The sequence below is a fragment of the Rhizobium sp. RAF36 genome, from assembly GCF_052114105.1.
Classification (GTDB): domain Bacteria; phylum Pseudomonadota; class Alphaproteobacteria; order Rhizobiales; family Rhizobiaceae; genus Rhizobium.
Window position 1 is genome coordinate 143,398 of the sequence record NZ_JBFREC010000005.1, and the last position, 13,391, is coordinate 156,788.

The 13,391-nt window shown below is 60.6% G+C and carries 12 protein-coding genes; all 12 read right to left on the reverse strand.

Translation table 11 applies throughout. From position 1 onward, the window contains the following. Window positions 1–275 precede the first annotated feature (275 nt). Entirely contained in the window at window positions 276–1,784 is a 1,509-nt protein-coding gene (locus AB4Z25_RS18755) for an arylsulfatase (RefSeq protein ID WP_112537462.1), read from the reverse strand. 259 nt (window positions 1,785–2,043) lie between these two features. Beyond that, window positions 2,044–2,424, reverse strand: coding sequence for a DUF1622 domain-containing protein (locus AB4Z25_RS18760; protein ID WP_112517992.1), 381 nt, complete (start codon window positions 2,422–2,424; stop codon window positions 2,044–2,046). 45 nt (window positions 2,425–2,469) lie between these two features. Then, the gene (locus AB4Z25_RS18765; RefSeq protein ID WP_112537463.1) at window positions 2,470–3,342 is read right to left on the reverse strand and encodes a Na+-dependent transporter; all 873 of its coding nucleotides are present in this window, start codon (window positions 3,340–3,342) and stop codon (window positions 2,470–2,472) included. 21 nt (window positions 3,343–3,363) lie between these two features. Beyond that, window positions 3,364–3,798 (reverse strand): YidH family protein, encoded by a 435-nt coding sequence (locus AB4Z25_RS18770; protein WP_442208820.1) that lies wholly within the window; start codon window positions 3,796–3,798, stop codon window positions 3,364–3,366. Window positions 3,799–4,045: 247 nt separating this feature from the next. Further along, window positions 4,046–4,393 (reverse strand): response regulator transcription factor, encoded by a 348-nt coding sequence (locus AB4Z25_RS18775; RefSeq protein WP_442208821.1) that lies wholly within the window; start codon window positions 4,391–4,393, stop codon window positions 4,046–4,048. A gap of 108 nt (window positions 4,394–4,501) precedes the next feature. Then, complete coding sequence (locus tag AB4Z25_RS18780) at window positions 4,502–5,116, reverse strand: response regulator transcription factor (protein WP_112537464.1); 615 nt, start codon at window positions 5,114–5,116, stop codon at window positions 4,502–4,504. A 13-nt stretch (window positions 5,117–5,129) separates the two neighbouring features. After that, window positions 5,130–6,983, reverse strand: coding sequence for an ATP-binding protein (locus tag AB4Z25_RS18785; RefSeq protein ID WP_112537583.1), 1,854 nt, complete (start codon window positions 6,981–6,983; stop codon window positions 5,130–5,132). 122 nt (window positions 6,984–7,105) lie between these two features. Continuing rightward, window positions 7,106–8,086: a formylglycine-generating enzyme family protein gene (locus tag AB4Z25_RS18790; protein ID WP_442208822.1), complete on the reverse strand. Its 981-nt coding sequence runs from the start codon at window positions 8,084–8,086 to the stop codon at window positions 7,106–7,108. Window positions 8,087–8,233: 147 nt separating this feature from the next. Next, window positions 8,234–9,694 (reverse strand): transglycosylase SLT domain-containing protein, encoded by a 1,461-nt coding sequence (locus tag AB4Z25_RS18795; RefSeq protein WP_442208823.1) that lies wholly within the window; start codon window positions 9,692–9,694, stop codon window positions 8,234–8,236. Between the two features lie 33 nt (window positions 9,695–9,727). Further along, window positions 9,728–10,912 carry a hypothetical protein gene (locus tag AB4Z25_RS18800; protein ID WP_442208824.1) on the reverse strand — a complete coding sequence of 395 codons (1,185 nt, stop codon included), beginning with the start codon at window positions 10,910–10,912 and terminating at the stop codon, window positions 9,728–9,730. A 28-nt stretch (window positions 10,913–10,940) separates the two neighbouring features. Next, window positions 10,941–11,903: a DUF2950 domain-containing protein gene (locus tag AB4Z25_RS18805; protein WP_112537468.1), complete on the reverse strand. Its 963-nt coding sequence runs from the start codon at window positions 11,901–11,903 to the stop codon at window positions 10,941–10,943. Window positions 11,904–11,927: 24 nt separating this feature from the next. Continuing rightward, on the reverse strand, window positions 11,928–13,379 hold the full coding sequence (locus tag AB4Z25_RS18810) for a DUF3300 domain-containing protein (protein ID WP_112537584.1): 1,452 nt from the start codon (window positions 13,377–13,379) through the stop codon (window positions 11,928–11,930). Window positions 13,380–13,391: the final 12 nt, after the last annotated feature.

Consider the following 13,391-nt stretch of genomic DNA (forward strand, 5'->3'; position numbering starts at 1 on the left):
AAGCGAGGACTATTCACAATTCGCCACGGCCAAATTTGGTGGGGTTGGCGCGGATGCTATAAAGAAGAATACGGCGGGCTACCCTGACGAAAGCGTCGCGCGGAAGGCAAGCCGCGCCGCCTTGATCTCGACTTGAGGCGCCAGTTGTCCATCCTATGCCCGATCCAAACACAGTAGACCGATGCCTTCTCGTTAAGGCGGATGTGCCCCGGCCTTGTCGACCGGGGCACCCTTTCTTTCTTCTCTCCAGCGCTATACAGCCTGGCGTCAGGGCTTCAATGCCCTCCGCTGGCCGATGCATCCGTCATCTTTTCGAGCACTTGATCCAGGCTGAAGCTCGCAGATTTCTGCCGGGGCGGAAACTCTTTGAACGATGACAGGAATTCCGCCACGCCTGCCTGGGCCGGCACAAGCAGATAGATGTGCCGGAACATCCAATCGTAGAACGTATTGGAGGTCTGTATCGCGCGTTCGTATGGATCCATCCGCAGATTGAAAATATACGGCGTGCGCAGCACGACGAACGGTTCCAGCCATATTTTGAGCGTCGTCTCGACACGCTGTTCCATGAACATCATTTTCCAGTTGTCGTATCGGAGCGCCGCGACGTCGCCGTCATCGGTGAAGTAGATGAAGCCCTTGCGCGGGCTCTCGGCCTCTTTACCTGTCAGGTAGGGCAGCAGGTTGTGGCCGTCGAGATGGACCTTGAATGTCGTATCGCCGACCTTGTGGCCCTTCTTCAGCTTTTCCTTGATATCGGACTCGCCGGCTATGGCAAGGATGGTTGGAAACCAGTCCTGGTGGCTGATGATCCCGTTCGACACCGACCCGGCCTTGATATGGCCCGGGAAACGAACCATGCATGGAACGCGATAGGCGCCTTCCCAGCTTGTGTTCTTTTCGGACCGGAACGGCGTCATGCCCGCATCCGGCCAGGTGTTCATGTGCGGACCGTTGTCAGTGCTGTACTGCACGAAGGTATTGTCGGCAATTCCGAGCTTGTCGATGAAGTCGAGCATCTCGCCGATGCACTTGTCGTGATCGATCATCACGTCATGATATTCCGACTGCCAACGTCCGGACTGCCCGCGGCTCTCCGGCTTGACATGCGTCCACGCATGCATGTGTGACGTGTTGAACCAGACGAAGAACGGCTCGCCGGCGTCGTGGGCAGCCTTGATGAATTTCTTGGCCGCCGCCAGGAACTCGTCGTCGCAGGTCTCCATGCGCTTTTTCGTCAGCGGGCCGGTATTCTCGATCTTCTGACCGCCTTTTCCATCCGCCCAGCAATGGAGGACGCCGCGGGGACCATATTTCTTCCTGAACTCGGGGAAGTCCTTCGCGTTCGGGTAATCGACTTCTTCGGGCTCCTCTTCGGCGTTGAGGTGATAGAGGTTGCCAAAGAACTCATCGAAGCCGTGCACCGTCGGCAGATGTTCGTCGCGGTCGCCCAGATGGTTCTTGCCGAATTGCCCGGTCCGGTAGCCGAGCGGCTTGAGGGCTTGAGCAATGGTGATGTCTTCGGCCTTGAGGCCCAGTTCAGCGCCGGGAAGGCCGACCTTAGTCAGGCCGGTCCGCAGACCGCACTGGCCGGTTATGAAGGCGGCACGGCCCGCCGTGCAACTCTGCTCCGCATAGGAGTCCGTAAAGATCATGCCTTCGCTCGCAAGGCGGTCGATGTTGGGCGTTTTGTAGCCCATCAGGCCCCTGGTGTAGCAACTGAGGTTCGACTGTCCGATATCGTCTCCCCACATGATTAGAACGTTCGGTTTCTTGGTCGCCATTTCTGAGTTCCTTTTTCCGATGAGGTACAGTCGGTGTGCCGTGCCAATTCTTGATTGGACTGCGCGCAGGGCGTCGCCGAAATGTGCTTGCGGGGGGAAAACTGCTCTGCGAACCGGTGCTCGTCCAGTTGGACCTTGGTCCACCTAAGGGTGCGAAAACATCGGCTAAGGAATGCTATCAGCCTATCATGCGGCAACAGGCATCTGCCGCCGGAACGTCTCGATCCGGCGCCGGAATTTCAGCCTCGCTGGCCTCCTGTTATTCCGGGGCGGCGGCCGCCTGCCGCTCGCGCGCGGTTTCCTTCCGCCGCTCGCGGAGCTCGCCCATATCCCGATTGATGAAGAAATTGAGGAACGTCCGGATAACCGCGATTGCCGCGAAGCGCCCGATCTCCTCCCAGCTCGGCGAGATCGACGTTTCGACGATGTCAGCCGCGAGCTGGAAGCTGAGACCGGCAACCAGCCAGCGGCCGAACGTCAGCCAGACGAGACTGCGTTCCTCCTCGGACAGGCGCCCGGCCACGATGATCCTGATCGCCGCAACGAAGGCTTCAAGCGTGCCGTAGACAACGACGACAAGAGCAGCGCCATTGATGAGAACGACGGCGCGCTCGGTGAGGTAGACAAGCCATTCTTCCATTGCCGTCTCCTGCTGAAAAGCGTTTCACGCGGTTCACCACCGATGTCACGGCGGCGTCCATGCCACCCGATCGCGGCTAATGCGCCAGCGCAGATAGGGGATGGAAACCAGCGCTCCGACGATCAGATGCAAGATGACGACGGCCATGAACTCCGCCTTCTGATCCGGAAAATTCAGCGAGGCGATCGTCAGCGCCATGCCCGGATGGCGGCTGCACGTGGCGAGCGCAAGTGCCGTGCGATTACCGGGATCGGGGCCGCCGCCCAGGATGTGCCCGACAGCAAGCCCGATCAGCGTGAAGCATGCCAGCGCGATCAGCGAACCGTTGACGATCGTCGTCCAGATCGCGCCGGACATCGTGAGGAGGATGGGCAAGGCGCCGAGCACCAGGAGGATCATCGACAGCAGTGACACCGGGCGGACAAATTTCTCCGCGAGATCCGGCATCAGCCGGTGAACGAGGATGCCGATGGCCAGCGGGACGATCGCCGAAATCAGGATCACAGGCGCGATATCGGATGCCGAAACATGCGTCTCCCGGCCGAAGTATTGCCCGATCCATTCGATCGACGAGGGGATGAATACAAGGGAGAGAAGCACTGCCGAAACCAGAAGGCCAACGGCATAGGATCGGGTCGCCCCATGCTTGCGTTCCTTGGTCGGCAAAAGCGGCGGCACCGGCGAGACTGCCAGTGCCAGCAGCACGACTTTCACCGGAAAGGTCAGATCGAAGATCGAAGCGCAAGCGACGACGATGAGTACCATCAGGACGTTCATCGACAGGACGGCGCGCAGCAGAAGCCATGGCCGCCGGAACAGATAAGTAGCATCTTCGAGATTGGCAGCGAGGCCGAGCGCCAATACGTTGAGGAAGATGCTGGCCGTCAGAACGAGGGGGATGATCTGAGCAAGGGTCACGCTTGCGTTTCCTTTCGACGGTCAGCCAAACGGTCCCGCTCCGAAGGTCATGCCGGCAATCGCCAGCACGCCGGTCATCAGCAGAAGGACGGCGATGATCATGGTGAACGAGACAGGGAAGCGGCTCTCGCCGTGGATGAGGCCATCGGCCACCATGTCGTGCCTCAAGCCCCGCAAGCCGGACATGAACTGGAGATGGTAGACGATCCCGACGATCAGCATGCCCACCCCGAGCCCCACCAGCGCCAGACCAAAATTTTTGGGCGAGCCGCTTTCGAGTGTGCCGGCGGCCTTCAGCTTGGCGAAGAACTGGAAAATCGTGAAACCGAAGCCGATCAGCGAAAGCGATGTGCGGATGACCGACATCAGCGTCCGGTCGGCGCTCATCCGCGTGCGCTGGAACGACATGCCCGTACGTCGCGATGACAGTTCTGTGGAGGTCTCGGCCTCGTTCATCTTCCATCCCCTGACAACCGTCAGATTGGAGCCTGCCGGCTGGCCGGTGACCGGCGAACTGGCACGGTATCAACTACACCATCGCGAATGACTGCCGTAATTGGCCTTAGGTCCAATAGGCGGATGGCGCGTGCAGGCGGCGCTCGCGAAGAATCCGAAATTGCGATAGCAGCAGCGAGATGACGGTACGGGTGAATGCGGCATGAAAGTCTGCCGGAGCAAGGAGGTAGAGTCGCTTGGCAGCGGATCAGTTCAATATCAGCCTGATCGCGCGCGACACCGTCTCGCGCTCAACGGGCTTTACCAGGTAATTTGCGGCCCCGGCTCTCAGACAGCGTTCGCGCATCTTTGGAACATCGCCGCCGGTAATGATGATCGCCGGAACCAGATGCCCGTCCTGCCGCATCCGCAGGACGATATCGATGCCGTTCAAGCCCGGCATGTGCATGTCGATCAACGCACAGGAGAACGTCGTCGTCAGCAGCGCGGCCAGGAAGGTTTCGCCCGCCGAAAATTCGACAGGATCGAAGGACAGGGAAGCGATCATCCGGCGCAAGGCGCGGCGCACGACCTCGTCGTCGTCCACGATAGCCACTCTGAGTTTTGCGCTCTCCATGACGCTGTCTTACAGCATGCGCCTGCCATCAGGAATTGGCCTTCAGTCCAATACCAATCAGCTCGCGCAGGCCGAAGCAACTTCGCGTCAATGGTGTGCTGCCGCCGACATCCGCACGAGATCGGCAACCGTGCGGACGCCCATCTTTTCCATCATGCGGCCGCGATGAACTTTGATTGTCTTCTCGACCGTGCCGAGCTCTGCGGCAATCTGCTTGTTCAAACGCCCGGCAACGACACAGGTGAGGACCTCGCGCTCGCGGGCGGTCAGCGAGGCGATCCGCTGTTCGATCTGCCGCCGCTCCTCCCCGGCCTGCCGCGCGCCGGCATCGCGCTCAATTGCCGTGGCGACGGCCGCCATCAGCGACGCCGCATTCACCGGCTTGGTCAGGAAATCGATCGCGCCCGCCTTCATCGCCCGGACCGTGGCGGGGATATCCGCCTGCCCGGTCAGGAAGATGATGGGCCGTTCAACGCTTTCCGCCAGAAGAAGCTCCTGCACCGCCAACCCGTCCATGCCCGGCAGGCCGAGATCGACGATCGCGCATCCCGGGACCTCTGGATCGTGCAGCTCGAGAAACGCTTCGGCGCTGGTATGCGCCTCGACGTGATGCCCGAACGCGCCCAAAAGACGCTTCAGGGCCTTGAGGACCGCTTCGTCGTCATCGATCAGAAAGACGGTCACTGCTGCGGTATCGCTCATCGTGCTTTCCCCTCTATGCAGACGGCAGGACGAGTACCGCCCGCGCGCCCTTTTCGAAGTTCTCATCGAACTGCAGGGTCCCCCCGTGGGCCTGTACGATCGATCTGCAGATAGCCAGCCCGAGCCCGAGGCTCGACTTCTTGGTGCTGACAAAAGGCTTGAAGATCTCGCCATGACGGCCGGAGGCAATGCCTATACCGTGATCTGTCACGGTCAACTCGCACGTGCCATCATCGCGCTTCTTGGTCTGAATTGCAATCTCACGCTGCGTTGGCGGCAGATGCGCCATCGCGTCCGTGGCATTGAGAAAAAGGTTCAGCAGAACCTGCTGAAGCTGCGGCAGGTTCCCGCAGATCGGCACATCTGGCATATCCTGCAGCAGGTCGACCTGGGTTTGACGCGCAAGCAGTTCGCTGCGCGCCAGTGCCAGCGTGGTCGTCACCGCGTAGTTCAAGTCCATTCGCTCCAAGGTCGTTTCGCCCCTGATCATCAACCGTCGTAACTGGGTGATAACGGTTGCCGCACGCCGGTTGTCCAGGACGATATCGTTCAGAATGTCGCGAAGCTCGCCGATATCGATCGGCTCGTTCTCCAGAAGACGGGCACCGGACTCCGCATTGGAGAGGATCGACGTCAGAGGTTGATTGAGTTCATGAGCAAGCGCGCCCGACAATTCGCCGAGCTGCGAGGTTCGGGAAAGATATGCGAGCTCCAGCCGTTCCAGATTGAGCTCTGCCTGAAGCCGAAGCTGGCGCCGCCGCTGCAGGAAGAGCGCGGCGATAGTGGCAGCCTGGAGAAGGATCACCGCGAGCATCGTTAGGATTTCGACCCGATACTTTTCCCATGGCGACATCTCGTAGTTGAGGATCTGGGCATCGTCGGGTATCAGCTTCGGATCGATCTCCCAGTGCTTGATCCGCTCCCAGTCGACCAGCGGTCCATCCTTGACAAGATGTGTTTGCGGTCCGGACATGTCGCCGGCAACGAGCCTGGCTGCGGTGGCTCCCATTTCCTTGCCGATATCCTCGAATGTCCCGACATATCCCGCCACAACACCCGCGCCGAAATGGGAACTGTAGACGCTGTATGCGGGAGCCTTGGAAACCGAGGCTATCGCCTGCGTCGCATCGCGGGGATAGAACTTGCGGCCATCGGCATCCTCGAAAATGTTCAGGACCATCAGGATGGCGTCTCGGGGGAGACTGCCAGCGATAGCCTTGAAGCCATCGATCGTCAGACCGCTTCGGTAGTTGACGGGTACCCCCTTGTAGCTGTCGGTCAGCGTCTCCCTGGCCGTCGCCTGCCAGTTCTTGTCGAAGCCGGACGAGCCGGTCATGACGACGATCTCCTTGGCATCGGGCTGAAGTGTCAGCGCAAGGTCTATGGTCTTGCGGACGTCGAAATGGCTGACCACGCCTTTCACATCCACAGGCAACGTCCGGGTTCGGAGCGACACGTCGCTGACGGCACCAAATACGATGGGCGCATTGTTGCCGATGGTGGCGCGATGGTCGAGTGCGAACTGCAGCGCGCCCGGCCCGCCGGCGATCACCACATCAAACTTCGTCGCTGCGTATTTGCTTGCAAGATAGCCCGCGATGCGAGTGACGTTTGCCGGGTCGGGAAACCGGTCCGTATCGAGATACTCACTATAGACCTCGATGCCGATCGGCATGTTGGCGAGCATGCTTTCCCGCAATCCGGCGGCAACCTGGACGACGGCAGGAAGTGTAGCCTGGTTCTCGTAGAGGATGAGGATACGCTTGACGGGCGCCGGCGCCTGCTCAGCCAGGGAAGGGCCGGCAAAATGGAAGCCGAAAAGCAGGATAGCCGCGGCAACCAGCCGCGAACGAAATCTTGCAAACATCGTTTGAGGGCCGTCGAAGACCAGTGATCCCACCATGCGAGGACCATTGCATCAGCATCCGGGGCCACAAGTACGTTACGGTAAATGTTAGCGTAAACATCGCCGTAAGCGTGCCTGCTATCTCAGCCGTTCTGCCCCGTCCGCCGCACGCAACGGAAGCCGACATGGCTGGTCGTCGTATCGATCTCCTGCGCGTGGCGAGCGGCCGGCCTGTAACGGCGGCAGTAGCTCGGTGCGCAGAGATGAGAGCCGCCCTTGAGAACGCGTCGGGGAATATGCAGCTCTGCCTGACGGGGATCGATGCTGCCGCCGGCATCCGTGCCCCGCGGGTTTCTGGGAATGCAGCACGGCTTGGCGGCCGGCTGCGGATGCTGTGTCGTCCAGAAATCGACCGTCCATTCCCATACATTTCCAATCATGTCGTAGATCCCGTAGCCGTTGGCGGGATAGGTCTTGATCGGCGACGTCCGGGCGAACCCGTCCTCTTCGAGGTTCTCGTGGGGGAAGATGCCTTGCCAGGTATTGGCCATGTGAACGCCACCGGGCGCGAGTTCATCGCCCCAGGCGAATTCCGCACCGTCGAGCCCGCCGCGCGCGGCCAGTTCCCATTCCGCCTCCGTCGGCAGCTCCTTGCCGGCCCAGCGTGCGAATGCCAGTGCGTCGCTATAGGCGATATGAACCACCGGATGATCGAGAATAGTGCCGATGCTGCTTTTGCGGCCGAGGGGATGGCGCCAGTTTGCTCCGAGCGTGAACACCCACCATTGCCTGATGTCCCGGCTCCGAACCGGGTGATCGGGCGGCGTAAAGACCAGCGATCCCGCCCTGAGGTTGGCCGGGTCAGCGCCCGGATAATCTTCGGCGAGCGGCCGTTTCTCAGCGAACGTAATGTGCCCTGTCGAATTGACGAAAGTAAGGAACTGCCGGTTGGTGACGGGAGCCTCGTCGATCCAAAAGCCATCGACCGTCACCGGATGCGCTGGAGCCTCTTCGGGATAGTGGTCATCGGAACCCATGACGTAGGTCGAACCGGGCACGAAGACCATGCCGGCGGGAGCGCCTTCCCGTGCTGGCTGGACGATATCTGCCGACCTTACATTCATGGTTCGCCTCGCGCTTCACCGGTGAATTCGAATGCCTGCGTGTGCCGACTCTGCCACGTTTCAAAGTGCGCTTCTATTGGACCCAAGGCCAACTGCCATACGGACAGCCGACGCCGGTTCCGGCCGGATGACGATTGATCCCGGTCTTCAGTTCTTAGGTACGTCGCCGGCACCGGCAGAACGCCGGTCGAAGGCCATGCGGTCCTGCAGCAAGCTATACGCCACGTAGTATTTGTAGATATTGCTGACATACTGAACCGTTTCCCGGCCGACGATGGCGGCGGCGCCATTCTCGACATTGCCGAACCAGACATTCGGATCCAGCCCCAGCTCTGACGCCTTCTTCCGGAACTTGCGGAGGTTTCCCGGTCCGGCATTATAGGCGGCAAAGGCCATAAGCTGGCGATCCTTGGCGGTGATCCCGGGATCGTTGATATAGACCTCGACAAGGTGGCGCAGATACTTTGCGCCCGCTTCGACATTGCGGTCCTCGCTCTTGGCAATGTCCTTGATGCCGACTTCCTTTGCAGCGGCGGTTGCAGGAAGAAGCTGCATGATGCCGACCGCGCCGCGCGGGCTGCGCCTGGACTGGTCAAGCTGCGATTCCTGATAGCCCTGGGCGACCAGCATCAGATAGTCGAACGAGTATTCGCCGCCGTATTTCCTGAAGACTTCGACAAGCGTCTGAAACCGCTCGATGTCGGCAGGGGAATAGGCCCTTTTCAGCACCTTGTCGTCTTTGAAGTAGCGCGTCCGCAGCATGTTGCCGAAAGCCGTGCCCACCTTGTGGGTCTCGGCAAACTTGTCGAGCACGGCTTTGAGCTGCGGACTGTTCTTGCGAAGCGCCCATGCGGTCTGGCCGTCCGTCGACACCGCGATATCGGGATGAACAGTCACGTCCTTGAAAACCTTCGACCAGATGTCCGCCTTGTACTGATCGACGATCGTCCATGGCAGCAGTCCGGCATTGACCATCTCCATCAGGTCCTCGTCCTCAAGGTTCTCGTCGATCGGCTTGATGACGATCTCCTGTTTGCCCTCCTGGCGGAACCTGTCATTCATGGCGATAAGATGCTCGTAGTAACTGCTGGTCTGGCGAACGGCGATCTCCTTTCCGGCAAGATCATCGACGCTCCCGACGGCAGGTGCGGAAGGCCCAGACACCAGAACCTCGCTGGCCTTGGTGTAGATCGGCGCGCTGAAATCCACCTGTTCCAACCGCTTCGGCGTGATGGTGAGATTGGCCATGACGATATCGCCCTGCCCTTCGATCAACGCAGGCATCAGGCGATCGCGGCTGGTGGGGATGAAGGCAACACGGATGCGATCGATCTCCTTCGTCTTCCCCTTGTTCAGTTCCTCTTCCAGCGCGGTGCCGAATTCGACCGCGGTGCCGAACTGACGCCCCTTGTCGAGGAAATAGATGGTCTTGCTGAAGGGCACCAGAATCCTGACCAGCCGCCGCTTGGTCATTCCGTCGAGATCATCCGTACTGGCCTTCGGCAGGATCGATGGCGCACGCGCACCGGAATTCGCCTGCGAATATGCCAAGGGTGCTGCGACCAGAACGCTCGCCGCAAACAGGCAACCTATGAAGAAGTTGAACATCTTGACCTCGAATCCCTGAGCAATCGTGGCGCGTCAAAGCAACAGAAGCTTCTTGACGAGCGAGAGGACTTCCTTGAACGGCACGCGTGTCGAAGCGAGAATTGCAAAAGGCAGCAGCGCCGCCGCGGAGACGGGCAGAAGTGCGGCGTGGCTCAACAGCATTGGTGAAAGCTTGCGTGTCAGCTCGTATTGCTTCGTCGGATCGGTGACATCTTCCGGTTCGGATCCGGTCGCTGCAACGGCATTGCTGCCGGTGAGCTTACGCTCGGCCATCCGGTGATACTGTGTGGCCTGGGCACTGAGGCGAGCCATCGACACCTTCTTGAGTTCAAGCAGCGGTCTGGAGAAGGCCGATAGCGGAAAGGCGAACAGGCCGAGGATGATGACCAGCCAGACCACCATCAGAATGGAGATATTCGTCAGCGTCGCCGTCTCCTGCAGCAGGTTCTGCGCCAGAGTCGCGGCAACGGCGCAACTGACGCCGAAAACGGATGTCACGTAGGCGCTTGGGTAATCTGCCAGAAAGCCTATCCCGCCCTTGCCATCCGGATGTGTGGCGACCAGCCGCAGCTCGAGCCACGACAGGCGGCGCAACAACAGAGACCAGACAAGATGCCGCCACAGCCCGCGGGTCACAAGGAACCAGAACAATGGAATGCTGACGGCGATCGACCACCATCCCGCAAGCGTAACCACGTTACCCGCCGGTGCGGTCATCACCGCCCATGACGGCTTGTCTGTGACATATTGATGCCGGAGCACGACGCAGGCGGCGATGATGGCGATCAGCAGGCAAATGATCTCTGCCAGGTTCGAATTCCGTCGCCGCAGCGCGTCATTGACCGCATCGGCAGCACCGGCGAAGGACGATGGCGCGATGACAGGTGCGGAAACCACATGGCGGAGTTCTTCCTGCAACCGCTGCTCGACCTGCTGCTCAGCCAGCACGAAGGCTCCGATGGCGATGACAAACCGCGCCCAGACACTGACATCCGTGAGGTAGGTCAGACCGCCTGATGTGTCGATGGAAAGGCTTTGCGGCAGCCCAAGAAGAAACGGCCCGCCCCAGGCTATCCCGATGAAAAGCACCGCGCGGCGGCCGGACATCAGCGCATGGTCGTGCAAAAGCTTCAGCCGGCGCTGCAGCTCGTAGAAAGGTCCGCCATGGGACGCGAGAAACTCCTTCGACCGGGGAGCGCCCGCATGCGTATCGTCCATGCAAATCCCCTCGTCCGCGCGAGCGGTTCTAGTCGTCGGTCACTTCCCAGTTGTCGTCTGGATTGAAGGTCCTGATCCCTACGGCGATCGCGTCGGTGTTCTTGCCCAGGTCGGCCTGATAGACCGTGCCATTGGCATTCACCATGAAGGTATGGACACCCGTCTCGTCGTAGCGGATCGGCCAGGCGATCAGCCCGAAACCGGCGATCATGTTGCCGTTGATGATGTAGTCGAACTTGCCGCCGGCAATGTTCGGCCCCTGCGCCGTCAGGATGCGGTAGTGGTAACCGAAATATCCCGCCCCGGCCTTCGCCTTCCTGAGAGCCGCATCGGTCTCGAAGGCCGCGCCCGCGGGACTTTCCCCCGCACCGAGATCGGGAGACCAGTAGAGGCCATCCGTCTTTCCATCGCTGCTGATCAGCCGCTGCGCATATTCGAGAACGCCGTCGCCATCGTGGTCTTCGGCGGCATATTCTTTCTGCGCATCGACATAGGCGCGCATGGTGGCGATCGCCTGCAGCTCGTTTTCGCCGACGCGGCGGTTAATGATCTCCTCGAAGCCGGCATAGGTATCGAAGGACCATTTGCCGTCTTCGCCCTTGACGATCGGGAACGGCAACGGCCAGAGCTTGTCGCCGATATCCAGGATTTTGGCGCCATCAACGTCGCGCACCGTAAGCTGCTTCTTCACGCCGTCACGGATCTCGGCATATGTGTCCATGACGCCCTCGCCCGCCTTGGCCTTGGCGGCATCGAGGCCGAGCAGGCTGGCCAGCTTGTCGAAATCGTCGGCGGCGAGCGCTGCCTTGAAGGCATCGACGGCGGCTTCAGGCGTGTCGAATGCCGGCGGATCGGTCTGCGATGCAAAGCCTGCGATGACCATTCCTTCAGTTGGCTCGGCGGCATTGATGGCCGCCGGAAATGCCGCAAAGCCGGCAAGAGCGACGGTAAAGACCGAGCTCAGGATCATGGTGCGGACTGTCGTGATCATGACTGTCTTCCTTTGCTCGAGGGGTTACCGGCGGCGTCCGCCACCGCGATGGGGAACGGAGCGATGCCCGCCGCCACCACCGCGTCCGATCGCATGTCCACCTCCCCGGCCGGCACCAGCGCCGATCGCGTGCCCGCCGCCGCGGTTGCCGCCTCCGAAGCTGGGCCTGCTCCCACCGCCCATGGCCAACCGGCCCCGTTCGGACTGCATCTGTGCCCGTCTGCCATTATCGACATGGCCGAGAGCGGATGGCTTCTTCGGGCGTTTGTCGAGGCGCGCCGCGGGCCTCGGCTTTCCTGCCGGACGGTCGAAACTGGCCTTGCCTGCCAGATTGCCCGCAGGCCTGGCCGACGGCGTACGCCCGGCAATGCCCTGACCCGGCTTGTTGCCGATCTTCGACGCCATGTCGCGGTTGATCTTGTCGCGATTGATCCGGTCCGCATCGATCTTGCTGTTGCGGATATCCTTGACACTGACATTGCCGGCCTTGTTGCGGATTGCCGTATTGCGGCTGTTTCCGATGGCATTCGCCTTGGCCTTGATGCTGTTGCGGTCGCTCGCCTTGATGCTGTTCTTGATGGAGTTGCGGTCGATCTTGTTGAACTGGTCGCGGTCGAACTTGATCTTGCTGCGATCGACGTTCTTCCAGTCGATATCGTTGAAATTGACCTTGCCGTTGATGTTGTTGAAGCAGTGGTCGCAGTCGATATCGACATCGCCGCGCCAGCGGCCGCCCCATACACCCCAGTCGTCCCAATCGACCGCTGCCGCCCAGATCGCGCCGGTTACGGCGGCGGCGAAGAAGGGCGCGGTCGGATATGTATAGTTCGGATAATAGTCGGGGTAGTAGCTGATCGGCTGCGGCGCGTAATCCGGCTCGTACAGCATCTCTGGCGCATATTGCGGGACGTAGATCTTCTCGGGGCTTGCCGACTGGATGACGACGTTGTCGTTTTCCTGAACCACCTTGATCTTGTCGTCGGTCTTGATGATGCCGTCGGCCACCGCCTTGTCGCGCAATTGCTGGATGGCGATGAGGACATCTTTCTGCTGGTTGGCCAGGGCCTCGCCTAGCGATTGCGTCCAGTCGAGATCGTCGCTCATCATCTTGACGATATCGGGGTAGTTCAAAAGCGAGATCACGCTACCGTCCCAAGTATCCTTGGGTTTCAGCTTCGTATCCTTCTTGGCATCATCGAGATAGCGCTGCGCCTCGACGATCTGCAGCGGATAGAGCGAGGCGGACGTCACCAAGGCAACGAGATCGTCGGGATAGAGCGCAATGCGCGCGACCAGCACCGCGAGCTCGTCATCCGTCAACGGATCCGCCGCATCGTCCGTGTCTGCCGGCGCGTCGGCGGCCGCAGTTTGCTGCGCCCACGCACTCTGCGACGCTCCGGGAACGAAAGGAAGTCCGCTGAAGGTCAGCAGGAGCGCAACCGCCGTTGCGAGGCGAAGTTCGTAGATCCGCGGCATTTCGGACATCCC